A 17,325-nucleotide genomic window follows, 5' to 3' on the forward strand; every position below is an offset into this window, starting at 1 on the left:
TGCGATGTTTTTTGATGGGATCGGCCCCGTCAAACTTGACGACCGCTTCCGGATGACCGGAGGCACAAAACAGGTGCGAGCCTTCTGTCAGTGCTCGCAGTTGTCGAAGTAATGCCGTGACCAGGGCAGGACTGCGAGGGCGAAGCTGAAGGCCAGCGTCACGGCGCCGCCGAGCACGGCGAGCAGGGCGAGATGAGCGGTCGGCACAGGTAGCCCCGCGGTCTCGGCAACCAGGAGCAGCAGGACACCGGACAGGAGCAGGCTGGCAGACAAGAGAACGGTCGAACGTAGCGTGGTGCATGAGATCATCGGATCTCTCCGTTTTTCATAACATAAGCAAATTCTAATACAAAAATCTCCAGATGCAATGCCGCCTGGCGCGGCTAAACCGTGAACTGCGTCACATCCCGGGCGTTCGAGGCACGACCGCGCTCGCCTCGAACACCCCCATGGTGCTGCGAACGCGGTTTAGTCGCCCTTCGATTCTTCGGCGGCGGCCTCGTCGGTCGGCTTGAGCTTCACGACCTCCTCGTTGAGCTCCACCATGGCGCCGTCGCGCATCTCGGCCAGCTTCGCCGATAGCTGCTGGCGCTTGAGCAGGGCCGTAAGCTGCTGCTTGGCATCCTCGAAACTCGGAGGCTCGGCCTTGCGGGAGTCCTGCAGCTCGATCACATGCCATCCGAACTGGGTCTGCACGGGTGTTTTCGTGTAGCTGCCGACCTCCATCGCGGCGACGGCCTCGGAGAAGGGCGCTACCATCTGGTTGGCGTCGAACCACTCGAGATCGCCGCCGTTCTTGCCGGTCGGTCCGAGCGAGTGCTCCCGAGCCAGATCGCCGAAATCGGCGCCGCCGTCGAGCTCCTCGATCATCTTCTTTGCCTCTTCTTCGTCCTTGACGAGGATGTGGCGTGCCTTGTACTCGGTCTGGCTGGCGTTTTCCTTGACCTCCTCGTAAGCCTTCTTCAGCTCATCTTCGGTCGGCTCGATCTCCTCGGCCATCGAGGCCAGAGCCGCGTTGGAGAGGATCTTCATGCGTTGCAGCTCGATGGCGACACCGACGTCGGGGTCGTTCTCCAGATGACGCCGAGCGGCCTCCTGCGATGCAACCACCAGACTCATGAAGTCGTTGAAGGCCTGCTCTTGGAGCTCAGGCGAATTCTGGCCCTGGCTTTGCTGCAGGCGCTCCAGGAAAAAGAGACGGAACAGGTCGAGCCCGTAGGGTGTGTCGTTGACCGTCGCGATCAGGATGTCGTCGCCCTGCGGTTGGGCCTCCACGTCCTTGGCGTCCTCGGCAACGGCGGCACCTGCGGCCAGCAGGGCACACAGGAGGAGGGGAATGCGAGTCGTCTTCATGGTGATGATTTCCGTAGGTTGGGATTCATTGGCATCCGAGGATGCCTGCGATTGCATTGGGAGAGACGGCAGAGGAGAAGACTCATCCGCCTGTTGCGAGCAGCGTCCGCACTCGGATCTCAGGTTGGAAACACCCGCTTGAAGGGCTTGACCTGGACCTCTCGGTAGACGCCGGCAGCCTTGTACGGATCCGCGGCCGCCCATTGCTCGGCCGCGGCCAGATCGGGGAATTCGGCAAGGATCAGGGATCCGGAGAAACCGGCCTCGCCGGGATCGGGGCTGTCGATCGCCGGGTGAGGCCCTGCGAGGACCAAGCGACCCTCGTTTTGCAGGGCTTGCAGGCGTGCCAGATGCTCGGGCCGCGCGGTCAGGCGTGCCGCGAGACTATGCTCGTGATCGACGGCGATGATGGCGTACAGCACGTCAGTCGGCCTCCAGGGTCCGGGGTTCGTCCTTCATATGGCGGGACAGGTAGAAGGCCTGTGCAATGACGAACACGAGCGTCATCCCCATCATACCGAAGAGCTTGAAATTCACCCAGATGTCCTCTCGCGCCTGCGCATCGTTGCAGAGCGAGAGCAGGTCGCCGCTGAAGCGTTCAGTGCAGGCCGAGAGGTCGATGTCCTGCAGACCCGATGCGAGAATCAGCGCCTGCTGGGCACCGAAGAATCCGCTGCCGATATAGACCACGAAGAGATTCACGAGCCCGGTGACGACGAAGAACCCGACCCACATTATGTTCAGGCGCGTCCAAACCGTGGAAGGGAGGTCGATGGCCTTGCCCATCATCCGCTCGATCAGGGTTTGCCTCCCGATGAACTGGCTGCCGAGAAAGACGGCGCCGAATAGCCAGTTGACGATCGTCGGTTTCCACATGACGAAGATCGGATCGCGCAGGGCGATCGTCATCCCGCCGAACAGCACCAGCAACCCGAGTGTGATCAGCGGCATGGCCTCGATATGCCGCCGCCTTATCCACGACCACCCGACCAGGATGGCCGAGGCGAGGATGGCGACACCGGTCGCGACGTAGATGCCTTCGAGCTTGTAGGCGGCGAAGAACAGGAGAATCGGAAAGAAGTCGACCAAGAGTTTCATGAGGCAGGGGTCGCCGGTGTGGCATACGTGGTGATTCGGGATGATGGGTCCGCGCGGGAACCGAGCGGTTCGACAGCCTGCAGCGGCGGCGGTTTCAACGCTGTCGCCGGGGGCGACGGTCGCCGTGACGGAGACAGAGCTCGATCCCGCAGTCGTGCGCGATAGGATACGGGGATCGGGCGGGCAGGGCAAAGGCGTTCGCGCGAGTTGACGTGTATAGTTGCGTCCGGTTTTTGATCTCACCTGAATGGGGATGCAACACGTGGAGACGATCGAGAGTTGGGTCGGCACGATCAACGGGCTCGTCTGGGGGCCTCCCATGCTGGTTCTCATCTTGGGAACCGGTCTCTTCCTGATGATTGGCTTGCGCTTGATGCCGCTGCTGAAGCTCGGATTCGGCTTCCGCATGTTGTGGGCCGGTCGGCACGCGCAGGGACAGGGCAACATCACGCCCTTCAATGCCTTGATGACGTCGCTCGCGGCGACCATCGGAACGGGCAACATCGCCGGCGTTGCCACGGCCATCGCCATCGGTGGTCCCGGCGCCTTGTTCTGGATGTGGTGCACGGCGCTCGTCGGCATGGCCACCAAATATGCCGAGGGTGTCCTGGCGGTGAAATACCGCGAAGTGGACGAAAAGGGCAACTATGTTGGCGGTCCCATGTACTACATCAAGAACGGGCTGGGTCGTCGCTGGCTCTGGCTCGGCACCGCCTTCGCGATCTTCGGCGGGCTCGCCGGGTTTGGGATCGGCAACATGGTCCAGGCCAACTCGGTGTCCCATGCCATCAGCAGCAAGTTCGCGATCCCGGAGCTCTGGTCGGGAATCGCGATGGCCGTGATGGTCGGGTTGGTTTTGATCGGAGGTATTCGCTGGATTGCCCAGGTCGCCGGCAAGCTGGTGCCCTTTATGGCGATCGCCTATGTGGTCGGCGGTTTGGTGGTCTTGGCCTTCAACCTCGAGAAAATTCCCGAAGCCATCTACCAAATCGTGCTGCATGCCTTTTCGCCGACGGCCGCCGCGGGTGGATTCGCCGGTGCGACCCTGATGCTGGGCATCCAGATGGGCGTGGCACGAGGTATCTTCTCCAACGAGGCCGGTCTGGGCAGTGCCCCGATCGCACATGCGGCAGCACAGAGCAACGATCCGATCCAGCAAGGCACGGTCGCCATGCTCGGCACCTTTATCGACACCATCATCATCTGCACCATCACGGGGCTGGTCATCATGGTGTCGGGCGAGTGGATGAGCGGCGCGACCGGCGCGGAGCTGTCCTCCGCGGCCTTCAGCGCCGGCCTGCCGTCGGTCGGCGGCTACATCGTCACCTTCGGGCTGGCCCTCTTTGCCTTCACGACCATCCTGGGATGGAGCGTCTATGGCGAGCGCTGCATGGAGTACCTGTTCGGCATCCGCGCCATTGTTCCCTTTCGGTTGGTCTGGGTCGCGGTCATTCCAGTCGGGGCGATGCTTGAGCTCGACTTCATCTGGCTGGTCGCCGATACACTCAACGCACTCATGGCGATCCCCAACCTGGTTGCACTACTCCTGCTCAGTCCGGTCGTCTTTCGGATGACGCGGGATTACTTCGCCGACCCGATCAATCGGCGCGTTGTGACCTGAGCGCCGGATCAAAACCCCGTCCCGTGCGAGATACTCATTTTCGAATGATCTCGACGCTTGGTGCATCCGCAACACTTAAACCGCGCCGACTCCAGCGGTCGTCAAGTCTGCCGAGGCCGATCCCATCCAAAAACATTGCATACCGCGCTTGGCGCGGTTTAATGCGACGCTGTCTTCGATCCGCCTTGACATGGCGGCGATTCGGGGGCCGCGCCGCCTTTGGCGAACCATTCCTCCGGCGTCCAGGTATGCAGGGCGATGGCGTGGAGCCCGCCTTCGAGCTCGCTGCTCAGGGCGTGATTGAGGAGACGATGCCGGGCGAGCAAGGTCTTGTCGGCGAAAGTCTCGCTGACCACCAGGATCTTAAAGTGGGACTCGGCACCGGCGGGCACCGAGTGCATGTGGCTTTCGTCGACGACCTCGATGTGCACGGGGTCGAAGGTGTTCTTCAAAGCGTCTTCGATGCGGGTTTTTCTGTTCATCGGGGCGTTTCGGCTTGGCTTGCCCATCCGGGCATGTCTCATGGAACTATGGGCCGCCCCTTGTCTGCGCAAGCGCCGTGGATCGAAACCCTGTCTGCTCCGGCGCATCCGGATGCCGACACACGACAGAGCCGACGCGAATGCAGCGCAGGCGATGCAGAACGCGACTCAACGGCTCTGTTCGGCGAGCTGCTCCGCGACCGCCTGATCACCGGCCTCGCGGGCGTGGTCCTCGGCGGTGTTGCCCGCGAAGTCCTTCAGGGTCCGATCGGCACCCCGGCGTAGCAAGACCTCGACGGTCTCGACGTGGCCTTTGCCGGCGGTCCAGATCAAGGCCGTCCAGCCTTCGGTCTGCTCCTGGTGATCGATCATGGCGCCTTTGCTCAACAGGAGATCCACGATCGTTGCATGATTGTTCGAGGCCGCGAGCATCATGGCCGTGTAACCGCCCTTGTCTTGGGCGTCGATCTCGGCGCCGGCCTCGAGGAGGCGCTCTACGACATCGGCGTGCCCGTAGAGCGCGGCCTTCATGAGCGGTGTCCAGTCGCAGCTGTCGCGAACATCGACCTTCGTCGATGGCTTCAAGAGGGCGTTCAGGGCTGAGAGGTCGCCTTGCTCGGCAAGGTCGAGCAGGGCCGAACCCTCGCCTTCCGGGGGCGAGTCCGATAGGTGAAAGACGGCGAAGGCGACGAGGATCGCGATCGCGACGAGGGCGAGGATACGGATGAGGAGGTTCATGGCCGCTCATTGTCCGGACCCGGAACCGGTCGGCCAATGCGAATCGGCATCTACTCAGAGAAAGGTAACCCCGACCTGGAACAGCCGTTCGACCTCCGGGATCCGCGCCTTGTCCTGAAGGAAGAGGATGACGTGGTCTTCCGCGGCGATGACGGTGTCGTGGTGCGCCATCAGGACCTCGTCGCCGCGGACGATGGCGCCGATACTGGTGCCCCGCGGGAGCTTGATGTTCTCGATGCTCCGCCCGATCACCTTGCTCGATGTCTCGTCGCCGTGGGCGATGGCCTCGATGGCCTCCGCCGCGCCGCGTCGCAGAGAATGCACGACGACGACATCGCCGCGCCGGATATGCTTGAGCAGGCTTCCGATGGTTGCCTGCTGCGGCGAGATGGCGATGTCGATGGCCCCGGATTGCACCAGCTCCACATAGGACGGGCGATTGATCAGGGCCATAACCTTGCGCGCGCCCAGCCGCTTCGCGAGCATTGCGGAGAGGATATTCGCCTCGTCGTCGTCGGTAACGGCGCAGAAGACATCGGTGTTCTCGATATTCTCTTCCAGGAGCAGATCGCGATCCGCCGCGTCGCCGTGCAGCACGATCGTCTTCTCGAGATTCTCCGCGATGCGCTTGCAGCGTTTCAGATCGCGCTCGATGATCTTCACTCGGTAGTTGAGCTCCAGCGCCCCGGCGAGCCGGGTGCCGATATTGCCGCCGCCGGCGATGATCAGGCGCTTGTAGGGACGATCCAGACGCCGCAGCTCGCTCATCACCGAGCGGATGTGCTTGGGGGCTGCGACGAAGAAGATCTCGTCGTCGGCCTCGATGACGGTATCGCCTTGGGGCTCGATGGCCCGATCCTGGCGATAGATAGCCGCGACCCGGGCCTCGACCCTGGGCATGTGCTCATGCAGGGTGCGCAGCTCGTGCCCGACCAAGGGACCGCCGTAATAAGCCTTGACCGCGACCAGCCGGATCCGCCCGCCGGCGAAGTCGAGCACCTGCAAGGTGCCAGGATTCTCGACCAGACGCAGGATGTACTCGGTGACCAATGCCTCCGGGCTGATCGGAAAATCGATCGGCAGGGCATCGGTACCGAACAGCTTGGGTTGATCGAGAAAGCTCTGAGCACGCACCCGGGCGATCTTGGTCGGGGTATGGAAGAGCGTGTAGGCGACCTGACAGGCGACCATATTGGTCTCGTCGCTGTTGGTGACCGCGATGATCATGTCGGCGTCTTCCGCGCCCGCACGGCGCAACACGTCCGGGTGCGCACCGTGGCCCAGGATGGTGCGCAGATCGAAACGGTCCTGCAGCTCCCTGAGTAGATCCGGGTTGTGGTCGACGACGGTGATGTCGTTCGCCTCGCTGACCAGATTGGCGGCCACCGAGGTCCCGACTTGTCCGGCACCGAGGATGATGATCTTCATTAAACCGCGTCCGGAGTCTTCGTGGTTGTGGCGTGGTGTCTTCTTGCCGCGTCGCTCCTCGGAACGATCGGCGCAACGCGGTTTAAGTGATTAAAATAAAAAACTTGAAGTGCGTCGGCGCCAAGTTCCGTGGATGCGCCAAGCCGGGGCAACAGGTCCGAACCCGACATACCGCGCCGGACGCAATTCAACGCCGCTCCTTGATCTCGATCCCCAGCGAGCGGAGCTTGCGGTACAGATGCGTGCGCTCCATTCCGGCCTCTTTGGCCATCTTGCTGACGTTGCCGGTGTGTTTTTCGAGCTGATAGTCGAGGTAGGCCTTCTCGAACTGCTCGCGCGCCTGACGCAGCGGCTGATCGAAGGAGACCAGCCCCTCGAGTGCCTGCCCCTGCGAAGGCGGCGGTGCACCGAGTGCGGATTCGACCTCCTTTTGACTGATCTCGTCGCCAGCACCCAAGATCAGGACCCGTTGCACCAGGTTTTTGAGCTCGCGCACGTTGCCGGGCCAGGTGTAGTTGCGCAGATAGTTCTGAGCACCCACGCTGAAGCGCCGGTAGGGCAGCTTCTCGTGGGTCGCGAAATAGTCGAGATAGAAGTTCAGCAGATCCGGGACATCCTCGGCGTGGTCGCGCAGCGGCGGGATGTTCAGCGGGACGACGTTGAGGTGGTAGAAGAGATCCTCGCGGAAACGCCCGGCGCGCACTTCCTCCTCGAGATTGCGCTGGGTCGCGGCGATGATCCGCACGTCGATGCGCACCGGCTCCGTGCCCCCGACGCGGATAAATGATCCGGTATCCAGCGCGCCGAGCAGCTTGGCCTGGGCCTCCAGCTCCATGTCGGCGACCTCGTCGAGCAGCAGCGTCCCGCCGGCGGCCTTCTCCAGATTCCCGTAATGGGTGTGCTCGCCGTCTTCGGTCCCGAAGAGCTCGCGTGCGGCGTTGCCCCCGGCGAGCGTGGAGACGCTCAGATCGACGAAGGGGCGCTCGCGGCGTGCGCTCTGTGAATGCAGATAACGCGCGAAGGTCTCCCGGCCGCTGCCGGCGTCTCCGGTGATCAGCACCCAGGTGTCGTGCTGGGCGATGCGTTTGACCTGCTCGCGGAGCCGTTGCAGGGTCGCGCTGCGCCCGACGGGCTCGTGCACCTGTGGCGCGCGGCGTTTGAGACCGATGTTTTCCTTCTGGAGCTTGTCGGCCTCCAGTGCCCGCTCCACGGTGAGCAGCAGCTTGGCCATCGAAAGCGGTTTTTCGAGAAAGTCGTAGGCGCCGAGCCGCGTCGCCTCCACGGCGGTTTCCACTGTGCCGTGACCGGACATCATGATGACCGGGCAAGGCAGGCCGTCTTCCTCCTCCGACCACTCGCGCAGCAGCGTGATGCCGTCCAGATCGGGCATCCAAATGTCGAGCAGGATCAGATCCGGTCGGCGCTCGCGCAGCGCGTGTCGGGCGGACTCGCCGTTCTCCGCACTTGCCACCGCATAGCCCTCGTCCTCCAGGATCTCCTGCACGAGACCTCGGATGTCGGGTTCGTCGTCGACGACCAAGACGTGCGTTGCACTCATAGTATTGTGTCCTGTCCTCGCCCTTGGGTCGCTTGCCTGGTCCCCGGCCGGATCGGCAGACGGATCCGAATCAGCGCGCCTTGACCCGTGTTCTCGACCTTGATGATACCGCGGTGCTCTTCGACGATCTTCTTGACGATGGCCAAGCCGAGACCGGTTCCTTTTGATTTGGTGGTGACGTAGGGCTCGAAGAGGCGTTCGAAGAGATGCTCCTCGAACCCGGGCCCGTTGTCGGCCACCTCCAACTCGACGAGCGGTGTGCCGTTCTCGCGCACGACGCGCGTCGTCACGGCGATGCTTGCGCCGGGACGTCCGTCCATCGCCTCCTGCGCGTTCTTGATCAGATTATGAACCACTTGACGCAAGCGTAGCGGATCGCCGCGTACCTGCACCCCTGGCGCACCCAGGGCGACCTCGAGCGCGCTCGTGCCGGCGCTGCGATAGAGGTCCAGCACCTCTTGGGCGAGCCGGTCGAGCTCCAGAGGCTCGGTGCGGATGTGCGGTGTGCGGGCATAATCGGAGAAGTCGTTCACCATGGCCTTCATCGCCTCGACCTGCTGGACGATCGTCCGGGTCGAGCGATCGATGATCTTGGCGTCCGCCTCGTCGGCCTTGGCGAGTAGTTTGTGTCGCAGGCGTTCGGCCGAGAGCTGAATCGGCGTCAAGGGGTTCTTGATCTCATGGGCCAGCCGTCGCGCTACCTCGCCCCAGGCGGCGTTGCGTTGCGCGGTGATCAACGAGCTGATGTCGTCGAAGACCACCACGTGCCCCCGTTGCTCGTTGTCCGGAAGGGGCAGCGGGCTGCCGCGGCACATCAGGGTCTGACGCGTCTCGCCGCGATCGAGCTCGATCTCCGCACGCCAATCCTCCCCGGCGACGATACGGCCGCGCACGGTCTCGGTCCAGGGTGTGAGCCAGGGTAGCTCGCGTTCCACCCGCGCGAGCTCCGGTCGCTCGTTCTCGGCGAAGGCGAGCGACAGGATCTGACGCGCCGCCGGGTTGGCGGTCCGCAAACGCTGATCGGCATCGAAGGCGATGACGCCGGACGACAGGCGCCCGAGGACCGTCTCGAGATAGTTGCGCTGGGTTTCGACCGCCTGCTGGCTGCGGTTCGCGGCATCCCGCGCCCGGGCGATCCGGCGTGTCATCGCGTTGAACGAAGCGACCAAGAAGGCGAGCTCGTCGTCGTGCTTGGGCAGCGGGAGCTGTTGCTCGTAGTCGCCCTCGGCGATCGCGCGAGTGCCGCGTGCGATGTCCGCGACCGGCGCGACGAGCCGGCGTGCGATATGAAAGGCGGCGATCACCGCGGCCATGACGCCGAACAGGAGCACCAGGGACAGCGTCAGGGAGAAGCTCAGCTTCAACGACTGACGCAGATACGCCAACTCGGTGTAACGATTGTAGGCGTCCTCCAGGCGCTCCGAGAGCTCGGTGATACGCGCCGAGGTCGGGAAGATCGCCTGCATCTGCATGTCCCGCCCGCGCGGATCCTGCACCATTACCCGTACGATCAGCTCGCCGCCGAGGTCGCTTTCCAGGCCGACATAGTTGTTGCCGGCGCGCACGCTTTGCTGGATCTCGCGCTCTGCCTGGTTCGGAACCAACTGGGTTGGATCCTCGTTGGCGTTGCCGAGCACCTGACCGCCGGTGGCGTAGACGGTCAGCTCGATGGCGCCGGCCTGACGCCGCAGATTGTCGAGACTGAGTGCGATGGCCGTAGAGGAGCGATCCTCGATCCCGGCGATGAGCTGCTCGGTGTACCGGGCGAGCACGCGTTGGTTGAGATCAAGCGATGCTTGATTCAAGACCAGCGCGTCCTGCATGGCTTGGCCGATCTCCACGTCGAACCAACTGTCGATCCCGCGCAGCAGAAACCCGAGCGAGAAGTAATAGACCACGCCCACCGGCAGCAGCGACACCAGCACGAAGAGCACCAGGATACGCCCGGTCAGGCGCGAGCCGGCGGCCTGCTGTCGATAGCGGCGGACCAGCTTAACGATGTTGACGATAACCAGAATGGCGAGCGCGCCCAGACCGCTCAACACCACCGAGATCAGCGGCACGAAGGCACGGCTCAGGGTCTCGGAGTTCTCGACCGCATCGCGCATCAGCACCAGGACGACGAAGAGCGCGAGGATCAAAGCCGCGACCGGCAGGGCGCCGAGTCCGCGCAGACGTGCTAGGGCGTTAAAGGCCACTTGCTCCACCCGCTGGAGAGTTTCCAGGCCGGTTTCAGGTAAGCCATCGGACGCAGCGGAAGCGGCAGCTCTTCGATGTCGAGCGAGGCCCGGATGTGAACCTCGTAGTCCGTGTCGCCGTCGAGACTCGACGCGCCGATCAACGACAGATCGGCGATCTCACCGAGCGCGCGAATCGCGGCATCGCGGCTGACGAAGCTGCGGCCCTCGGTGCCGGGAAGCCGGTAGACCTCGTAGCGCTCCGAGAGTGGTTTGTAGCGAATGGCGTAGCGCAGCTGCAGATCTACTCGGCTGTCCTCCCAGAGCCAGGCCCCGATCCGACGGACCTGAATCTGCACCAAGATGGTCAGCGGCACGCCGTTCTCGAGCGCTTCGAGCGCCTCGGTGCTGAAACGGTAGTCCAGCACGGCGTTCATGAAGAAGACGTCGTCGACGAGTCGCGTCTCGACCTGCTCGACCCGCAGCCCGTCCTCGGCCGCGCCCGATGCGACGCTCACCGGCAAGAGCGCGGGCACGAGCATCAGTGCCGCCAGAATCAACCTCCCTGGGTGGTATGCGCGCCGCCGAGTCATGACGTCGGTCGTTCGATCAGTGCGAAATAAAAGCCGTCGTTCGCCCCGTCCTGCGGAAGCAGTTGGCGACCGTGCGACAGCGCACGGCCCGGGATCGTCTCGATCGGACACTCGCGCGCATCCGGATGGCGTTCGAGGAAGGCGGCGATCCGGTGCTGGTTCTCGTCCGCGATCACGGAGCAGGTCGCATACAGCAGCCGCCCGCCCGGGGCGAGCAGCGGCCAGGCCGCGTCGAGGATCCGATCCTGCAAGGCGCACAGCGCCGGGATGTCCGCATTGCGTCGCAGCCATTTGATGTCCGGATGGCGACGGATCACGCCGGTGGCCGAGCAGGGCACATCGATCAGGATGCGATCGAAGGGCTTGGCGGTCCAGCTGCCTCTCGGCTCGGCCGCGTCGCCGAGTGCGACCTCGGCGCTCAGGCCCAGTCGCGCGAGTGTGTCGCGGATCGATTTGAGCCGGGTCGGGGCATTGTCGATCGCCAGCAGATCGAGCCGATTCTCGGCACGCTCCAGGATCCCCGCGGTCTTTCCGCCGGGTGCGGCGCAGGCGTCGAGGACGCGCTGTCCGGGGCGCGCATCCAGCAGATCGGCCGCCAGCTGGGCTCCGCCGTCCTGAACCGAGACCAGCCCGGCCTCGAAGCCGGGCAGCTCATGCGTCGGGCGCGGCTGGTCGAGCGTCAAGCCCATATCGCAGCCGTGGATGGGCCGTGCAGTGATGCCGGCGATGGCGAGCGTGCCGAGGTAGGTGCGCCGGTCGGTGCGGGTGCGGTTGACGCGCAGACTCATTGGCGCGCGGGCGTTGCTGGTCCGCACGATCTGCTCCCAATCCTCCGGCCAGTTCTCGCGCAGGCGATCGAGCAGCCATTCGGGGAACAGCCAGCGTACCGCCGGCTCTTGATCGACCTCGGCCAAGAGCGTTTCGCGCTCGCGCAGAAACCGACGCAGCAGCGCGTTCACCAAGGCCGCCTTGTCGGGCTTACCGATGAGTCGGCTGGCCTCGACCGTAGCGGCGACCGCGGCGTGGTCAGGGGTGTCCATCGCCAGGAGCTGATACAGGCCGATCAGGATCAGCGATTCGAGATCCTTGTCCGCGGGCTTGACCGGGTGATTGAGGAGACGCGCGACCAGCGCCTCCAGGCGCGGCAGGGTGCGCAGCGAGCCGTAGACCATCTCCTGCGTGAGGGCGCGCTCGGCGGGCGCCTGCGAGGCGAGGCGCGTGTGCTCGAGCACGCGCGTCAGCGACTGGCCGCGACCGCGCACGCCGAAGAGTGCGAGCGCGGCGGCCGCACGGGACTCGGCGCCGACCGGATGCCTCGCCGGGCCGGGGGCCTGCGGCCGGCGCTCAGCCAAGCCGAACGCCGTCCATCGAACGGGCGTTAAGGAATTGCGCGGCCGCCATCGCCCGTTTGCCGGGCGGCTGGAGACGCAAGATGCGTACGACCCCTCGGCCGGCAGCGACCTCGATGCCCGATTTGCCGGCGCCGATCACGGTCCCGGGCGCGGCGTGCGTTGCACGCTCGGCGTTAATCTCGGCATCCCAGATCCGCAGGGTCTCGGCGTCGAGGCGCGTCTGAGCGACGGGCCAAGGGTTGTAGGCGCGGATCATGCTGTCGATGATCTCGGCGGGCTGGTGCCAGTCGATGATGGCCTCGTTTTTTGTCAGTTTGTGTGCGTAGGTCACCCGGTCCTCGGCTTGCGGCTCGGGAATCAGGGATCCGTCGGCGATGCCGGGTAAGGCGTCGATCAGCGCACCCGCGCCGAGCACGGCGAGTCGGTCGTGCAGAACGGCGCCTGTGTCGCGTGGACCGATCGGTGTGGCTACGCGATGATAGACGGGTCCGGTATCCAGCCCGGCCTCCATCCGCATGATGCACACACCGGTCTCGGTATCGCCGGCGAGCAACGCGCGCTGAATCGGCGCCGCACCGCGCCAACGCGGCAGTAGCGAGGCATGGACGTTCACGCAGCCCAGGCGGGGTGCTTCCACCACGGAGACCGGCAGAAGCAGCCCGTAGGCGACGACCACCATCAAATCGGCCTCGAAGGCGGCAAGCCGCGCGACCGCTTCGGGGTCTTTCTTGAGACTCTCGGGCTGGATCACCGGCAGGCCGCGCGTCAGGGCGAGCGCCTTCACCGGACTCGCATGGAGCTGTCGACCGCGCCCGGCCGGTCGGTCCGGTTGAGTGAAGACGGCGACGACCTGCAGCGGCGGCGTTCCCGCTCGTTTGCCCGGCGCATCGAGGAGAGCGGCAAGGCTTGGAACGGCAAAGTCGGGCGTTCCGGCGAAGATGATCCTCAGGGGGGTCATCGCGGCCGATCGCCCTTAGGACCAGCGGCCTTAGCCGATTGGGTGGACTGCGCTGCGCTTGTCCACGCTACGCCGCTTGTCCAGCCTTGCGTTGCGGTACGGGTCACAACACACCTCGACGTTGCTCGGGCTCGTTCGCGGCTTGGCGTTGCTCCTTTTCGAGCTTGCGGCGAATGCGTTGGCGCTTGAGCATCGAGATATGATCGACGAAGAGCTTGCCGTCGAGATGATCGATCTCATGTTGAATGCAGACGGCGAGCAGGCCGTCGGCGTCGAGTGTAAAGGGCTCACCTTCGCGATTCAGCGCCCGGACACGCACCCGCTCCGCGCGCTTGACCGTCTCGAAGAAGCCGGGGACGGAGAGACAGCCCTCGTCCATCTGCTCTTCGCCTTCGCGCGAGAGGATTTCGGGGTTGATCAGGCACAGGGGCGTGTCGTGGTTCTCCGAGATGTCGATCACCACGACCCGCCGCGGCACGTTGACCTGGATTGCGGCCAAACCGATGCCGGGTGCGGCATACATGGTCTCGAGCATGTCGTCGACTAGCCGCACGATGGCGGCATCCACGCGCGCGACAGGGATCGCCTTGCGGCGAAGTCTTGGGTCCGGGAAGGTCAGGATATCGAGGTTTGCCATCGGGATGTCGTCTGGAAAATCTGTTCTCGGGGATCTCGTCTCTCGAAAAACCCCGCCTTTTGCGTGAGCTCGTCTCTCGTTGATCTCGGGGGGATCTCGTTCTCGTTCCGCGAGCGAGCCGCGAGAGAGATGTCGGGTCGGGAGCCGAGTAGAAGGAGTCGGGTCGCATGCGCTAGTATGCGATTAATACTACACCCCGAAATGGGGCCGGGTGAATCCGTTTCGAGCATCCGGGAGGTCCGATGCGCGCTTTGACACTTCGTTTTAACCTCCGAGACCTGTTTTTCGGAATCTTGGTCGGTTTGATCGCCATGGCCCAGACGTCGGCGGCGGGTGCGCTCGAGCTTGCCGAGGGCGCACCCGAGGTCTACGAGGTCCGCCCAGGCGATACGCTTTGGTCGATCGCCGGGCGTTATCTGCGCGATCCATGGCTTTGGCCCGAGATCTGGCAGGCCAATGACGATGCGGGCAATCCCGATCTCATCTATCCCGGAGAACGGCTGCGTTTGGTCGAGGTCGAGGGTCGGCCGCGGGTCGTGCGCGACACCTCGGCCCGGGCGAGCGGCGACATGCGTGTCGTGCGCCTGAGTCCGCGGGTGCGGGTCAGCGCGCTCGAGGCTCCGGTGCCGATGATTCCCGTCGCCTCTATCGCACCCTTCCTGACTCAGCCCTGGGTGGCGGAGTCGGAAGCGATCAAGCGTGCGCCCTATGTCGTGGGCTTTGCAGACGATCGCACCGTTGCCGCGCCGTCGGACGACGTCTTCGTGCGCCGCATCGACACGACCGCGGTCGGCGAGTTCGAGATCCTGCGTCCCGGCGAGGCGCTGCGCGACCCGGACACCAACCGTATCCTCGGCTACGAAGCCACCTTTGTGGCCAATGCCGTGCTCGAGCGCATCGGAGATCCCGCGATCCTGCGGGTTACTCGATCCGAGCGCGAGGTCTCGATCGGCGATCGTGTTATCCCGGCCTCGCTTGAGGCCCCTCTCGAGAATTTTTTTCCCCGTCCTGCGCCGGCCGGGATGCGCGGTCGGATCCTTTCGGTGATGAACGGCATTTCCCAGATCGGTCAGTACGACATCGTGACCCTCAATCGGGGGTCGCACGAGCGGCTTCAGCCCGGCCACGTCTTGGAGGTTTTTCGCGGCGGGGAGCAGGTTCGCGACAAGGTCCGCGACGGCGGCGTGAACTGGAACTGGGAGAGCGACGGACCTCTAACCGGCGCCTTTTGGCTCGGCAACGAGTACTCGGTGAAGGGCTGGAGTGAGAGTCCGACGGATGCGAGCGCCCCGATACCCCTGCACGCCGACATCCGTCGCGATCGCGCGACCTATATCCGCCCGATGCAACGCGCCGGGCTGCTCATGGTCTTCCGAACCTTCGATCGCGTGAGCTTCGCGCTCGTGCTCAATGCCGACCGGGCCATGTCCGTCGGGGATCGGGTCGCACCGCCGGCTCGATAACAGGTTCACGCCCGTCTTGAGCATTTCCTCGGACTCGATCGCGGACTGGATCGTTCTCATCTCAGCTCCGGGCATCGGATCGCGCACGGCGACCCGATTGCTCGAACGCTACGGTACGCCGCGCTCGGTCGCGGACGCCTCGCGACAGGATCTTGCCGCAGCCGGGATCTCGCCCGAGGCGATCGCCGCGCTCAAACAGCCGGATGCTGCGGCGCTCGAGCGCATCCTTGCCTGGGCGGCTCAGCCCGACGCCTACGTGCTGAGGCGCGCCGATCCCCGCTATCCGCCGCTGCTCGCCGAGATCCCTGATGCCCCGCTCTTGCTGTACGTGCGCGGCGATCCCGAGCTGCTCGCCGAGCCGCAGATCGCGGTGGTCGGCAGCCGCAATCCAACCCCGTCGGGCCTCGAGATCACCCGCGACTTCGCCCGGCGGCTTGCCGCCGACGGTCTGCTGATCACCAGCGGCTTGGCGCTCGGTGTCGACGGCGCCGCGCACGCGGGCGCGCTCGAGACCGGGCGAACCATCGCCGTTCTCGGCACGGGTCCGGATCTGGTCTACCCCGCGACGCATCGCGACCTGGCACGACGCATCGCCGAGCGCGGTGCGCTGGTCAGCGAGTTTCCGCCCGGTCAGGGGCCGTCGGCGCGGAATTTCCCGCGGCGCAACCGGATCATCAGCGGGCTCTCCGTCGGTGTCCTGGTGACCGAGGCGGCGCTCAAGAGCGGCTCTTTGATCACCGCACGCTTTGCGCTCGAGCAAGGCCGCGACGTCTTCGCCGTACCCGGCTCCATCCGCAACCCTCTTTCGCGCGGCAGCCACGCCCTGATTCGCGACGGTGCCAAGCTGGTCGAAGAACCCGCCGAGATCCTCCTCGAGCTGGCCCCGATGCTGCGCAATCTGCTCGCGGCCTGTCCCGGCCAGGCGTCCGCAGCGTCCGTCGCGGCATCCGCAGCGGCCGGTCGAGGCGGGGCCGCGGCGCTCGATGCGGACTATCGCGCCTTGCTTGATGCGATGGGGTTCGACCCCGTGGCACCCGACGAGCTGATCGCCAGCAGCGGACACTCGGCTCGCGAGGTCTCGTCCATGTTGTTGGTCCTGGAGCTGGAGGGTCATGTATCATCGTCCCCTGGAGGCCGCTTTTGCCGGCTCGGTTCTTGAGCGGAGACGTCCGGGTCGTCCCGAACGCAGTACGGGTGTCGTCCGCTTCCGTCAGCCCTCGGGCTGACGCCGCCCACGAGGTTGGCTGATGAACGAAAACATGGTCGACGTGCTGATCTATCTCTACGAGAACTACATGGATGGCGAGGGTCAGCCCCCGGCCGATCAAGGCGCGCTGGAGGACGAGCTCGCTCAGGCCGGCTTCACCCCGACCGAGATCGAGAAGGCACTGCTCTGGCTCGACGAGCTGGCGGCGGGTGTAGACGTCCCGCAGTATCACGACCATACCCTTGGCTCCATCCGCGTCTACAACGAGGCGGAGATGATCAAGCTGGATGTCGAGGCGCGCGGGCTGCTGCTGTTTTTGGAGCAAACCGGGATTTTGGACCCGGTCAGTCGCGAGCTGGTGATCGACCGCCTGCTCGCGATCGATCACGCCGTCGTCGGGCTCGACGAGGTCAAGTGGGTCGTCCTGCTTGTCTTGATGAATCGTCCCGGTCGCGAGGATGCCTTCTCGCAGATGGAGGATTTGGTGTACAACGACGAGCCGGTCTACCTCCATTGAACCGCGTTGAACCGCGTCAGGTATGACCTGCTGCCTAGTCGAGTCGGCGCGGCGTCTCACGCGCATGCAGGCCTCGGAGTCGACGCGGTTTAAACCGCGCCCGGTGCGGTATGCGGTGTTTTTTGGATGAGAACGGCCCCGGC

General features: G+C 64.7%; 17 protein-coding genes. 4 read left to right on the plus strand and 13 right to left on the minus strand.

The window, feature by feature from the left end; all coding sequences use genetic code 11:
* Positions 1-87: 87 nt before the first annotated feature.
* The 4 genes from AADX97_RS20880 to AADX97_RS20895 all read right to left on the minus strand — a co-directional run bounded on the left by AADX97_RS20880 (position 88) and on the right by AADX97_RS20895 (position 2,451).
* Positions 88-309 (minus strand): hypothetical protein, encoded by a 222-nt coding sequence (locus AADX97_RS20880; protein ID WP_374236029.1) that lies wholly within the window; start codon positions 307-309, stop codon positions 88-90.
* A gap of 159 nt (positions 310-468) precedes the next feature.
* Positions 469-1,353 (minus strand): peptidylprolyl isomerase, encoded by an 885-nt coding sequence (locus AADX97_RS20885; protein WP_374236028.1) that lies wholly within the window; start codon positions 1,351-1,353, stop codon positions 469-471.
* A 119-nt stretch (positions 1,354-1,472) separates the two neighbouring features.
* Positions 1,473-1,775, minus strand: coding sequence for a YciI family protein (locus AADX97_RS20890; RefSeq protein WP_374236027.1), 303 nt, complete (start codon positions 1,773-1,775; stop codon positions 1,473-1,475).
* Between the two features lies 1 nt (position 1,776).
* Positions 1,777-2,451, minus strand: a complete 675-nt coding sequence (locus AADX97_RS20895) for an inner membrane-spanning protein YciB (RefSeq protein ID WP_374236026.1) — start codon at positions 2,449-2,451, stop codon at positions 1,777-1,779.
* Positions 2,452-2,713: 262 nt separating this feature from the next.
* Here AADX97_RS20895 and AADX97_RS20900 point away from each other — a divergent pair, with 262 nt between their 5' ends.
* On the plus strand, positions 2,714-4,072 hold the full coding sequence (locus tag AADX97_RS20900) for an alanine/glycine:cation symporter family protein (RefSeq protein ID WP_374236025.1): 1,359 nt from the start codon (positions 2,714-2,716) through the stop codon (positions 4,070-4,072).
* A gap of 158 nt (positions 4,073-4,230) precedes the next feature.
* Here the strand turns inward: AADX97_RS20900 and AADX97_RS20905 are convergent, their stop codons facing one another.
* From AADX97_RS20905 to def, 9 genes are all read right to left on the minus strand, one after another.
* Positions 4,231-4,554, minus strand: a complete 324-nt coding sequence (locus tag AADX97_RS20905; RefSeq protein WP_374236024.1) for a BolA family protein — start codon at positions 4,552-4,554, stop codon at positions 4,231-4,233.
* A gap of 168 nt (positions 4,555-4,722) precedes the next feature.
* On the minus strand, positions 4,723-5,292 hold the full coding sequence (locus tag AADX97_RS20910) for an ankyrin repeat domain-containing protein (RefSeq protein ID WP_374236023.1): 570 nt from the start codon (positions 5,290-5,292) through the stop codon (positions 4,723-4,725).
* 54 nt (positions 5,293-5,346) lie between these two features.
* Positions 5,347-6,720 carry a Trk system potassium transporter TrkA gene (gene trkA, locus AADX97_RS20915; protein WP_374236022.1) on the minus strand — a complete coding sequence of 458 codons (1,374 nt, stop codon included), beginning with the start codon at positions 6,718-6,720 and terminating at the stop codon, positions 5,347-5,349.
* A gap of 187 nt (positions 6,721-6,907) precedes the next feature.
* On the minus strand, positions 6,908-8,278 hold the full coding sequence (locus AADX97_RS20920; protein ID WP_374236021.1) for a sigma-54-dependent transcriptional regulator: 1,371 nt from the start codon (positions 8,276-8,278) through the stop codon (positions 6,908-6,910).
* Positions 8,275-10,476, minus strand: coding sequence for an ATP-binding protein (locus AADX97_RS20925; RefSeq protein ID WP_374236020.1), 2,202 nt, complete (start codon positions 10,474-10,476; stop codon positions 8,275-8,277). Before AADX97_RS20925 ends, AADX97_RS20920 begins: the two co-directional genes overlap by 4 nt.
* Complete coding sequence (locus AADX97_RS20930) at positions 10,458-11,048, minus strand: DUF4390 domain-containing protein (protein ID WP_374236019.1); 591 nt, start codon at positions 11,046-11,048, stop codon at positions 10,458-10,460. Before AADX97_RS20930 ends, AADX97_RS20925 begins: the two co-directional genes overlap by 19 nt.
* Complete coding sequence (rsmB, locus tag AADX97_RS20935) at positions 11,045-12,400, minus strand: 16S rRNA (cytosine(967)-C(5))-methyltransferase RsmB (RefSeq protein ID WP_374236018.1); 1,356 nt, start codon at positions 12,398-12,400, stop codon at positions 11,045-11,047. The genes AADX97_RS20930 and rsmB overlap by 4 nt, the downstream gene beginning before the upstream one ends.
* Positions 12,393-13,358 carry a methionyl-tRNA formyltransferase gene (fmt, locus tag AADX97_RS20940; protein WP_374236017.1) on the minus strand — a complete coding sequence of 322 codons (966 nt, stop codon included), beginning with the start codon at positions 13,356-13,358 and terminating at the stop codon, positions 12,393-12,395. The genes rsmB and fmt overlap by 8 nt, the downstream gene beginning before the upstream one ends.
* Positions 13,359-13,461: 103 nt before the next feature.
* Positions 13,462-13,995 carry a peptide deformylase gene (gene def, locus AADX97_RS20945; RefSeq protein ID WP_374236016.1) on the minus strand — a complete coding sequence of 178 codons (534 nt, stop codon included), beginning with the start codon at positions 13,993-13,995 and terminating at the stop codon, positions 13,462-13,464.
* A gap of 242 nt (positions 13,996-14,237) precedes the next feature.
* Here def and AADX97_RS20950 point away from each other — a divergent pair, with 242 nt between their 5' ends.
* The 3 genes from AADX97_RS20950 to AADX97_RS20960 all read left to right on the plus strand — a co-directional run bounded on the left by AADX97_RS20950 (position 14,238) and on the right by AADX97_RS20960 (position 17,182).
* Positions 14,238-15,458, plus strand: a complete 1,221-nt coding sequence (locus AADX97_RS20950; protein WP_374236015.1) for a LysM peptidoglycan-binding domain-containing protein — start codon at positions 14,238-14,240, stop codon at positions 15,456-15,458.
* A gap of 22 nt (positions 15,459-15,480) precedes the next feature.
* Positions 15,481-16,617 (plus strand): DNA-processing protein DprA, encoded by a 1,137-nt coding sequence (gene dprA, locus AADX97_RS20955; protein ID WP_374236055.1) that lies wholly within the window; start codon positions 15,481-15,483, stop codon positions 16,615-16,617.
* 88 nt (positions 16,618-16,705) lie between these two features.
* Positions 16,706-17,182: a DUF494 family protein gene (locus AADX97_RS20960; RefSeq protein WP_374236014.1), complete on the plus strand. Its 477-nt coding sequence runs from the start codon at positions 16,706-16,708 to the stop codon at positions 17,180-17,182.
* Positions 17,183-17,325 lie beyond the last annotated feature (143 nt).

The sequence above is a fragment of the Thiocapsa sp. C2-2m genome, from assembly GCF_041903745.1.
Taxonomy (GTDB): domain Bacteria; phylum Pseudomonadota; class Gammaproteobacteria; order Chromatiales; family Chromatiaceae; genus Thiocapsa; species Thiocapsa roseilacustris.

Bases quoted from the DNA above. Each gene is read 5' to 3' on its own strand.
- AADX97_RS20880 (WP_374236029.1), bottom strand. From the start codon at position 309: ATGATCTCATGCACCACGCTACGTTCGACCGTTCTCTTGTCTGCCAGC.
- AADX97_RS20885 (WP_374236028.1), bottom strand. From the start codon at position 1,353: ATGAAGACGACTCGCATTCCCCTCCTCCTGTGTGCCCTGCTGGCCGCA.
- AADX97_RS20895 (WP_374236026.1), bottom strand. From the start codon at position 2,451: ATGAAACTCTTGGTCGACTTCTTTCCGATTCTCCTGTTCTTCGCCGCC.
- AADX97_RS20905 (WP_374236024.1), bottom strand. From the start codon at position 4,554: ATGAACAGAAAAACCCGCATCGAAGACGCTTTGAAGAACACCTTCGAC.
- AADX97_RS20910 (WP_374236023.1), bottom strand. From the start codon at position 5,292: ATGAACCTCCTCATCCGTATCCTCGCCCTCGTCGCGATCGCGATCCTC.
- trkA (WP_374236022.1), bottom strand. From the start codon at position 6,720: ATGAAGATCATCATCCTCGGTGCCGGACAAGTCGGGACCTCGGTGGCC.
- AADX97_RS20920 (WP_374236021.1), bottom strand. From the start codon at position 8,278: ATGAGTGCAACGCACGTCTTGGTCGTCGACGACGAACCCGACATCCGA.
- AADX97_RS20930 (WP_374236019.1), bottom strand. From the start codon at position 11,048: ATGACTCGGCGGCGCGCATACCACCCAGGGAGGTTGATTCTGGCGGCA.
- fmt (WP_374236017.1), bottom strand. From the start codon at position 13,358: ATGACCCCCCTGAGGATCATCTTCGCCGGAACGCCCGACTTTGCCGTT.
- def (WP_374236016.1), bottom strand. From the start codon at position 13,995: ATGGCAAACCTCGATATCCTGACCTTCCCGGACCCAAGACTTCGCCGC.
- AADX97_RS20950 (WP_374236015.1), top strand. From the start codon at position 14,238: ATGCGCGCTTTGACACTTCGTTTTAACCTCCGAGACCTGTTTTTCGGA.
- AADX97_RS20960 (WP_374236014.1), top strand. From the start codon at position 16,706: ATGAACGAAAACATGGTCGACGTGCTGATCTATCTCTACGAGAACTAC.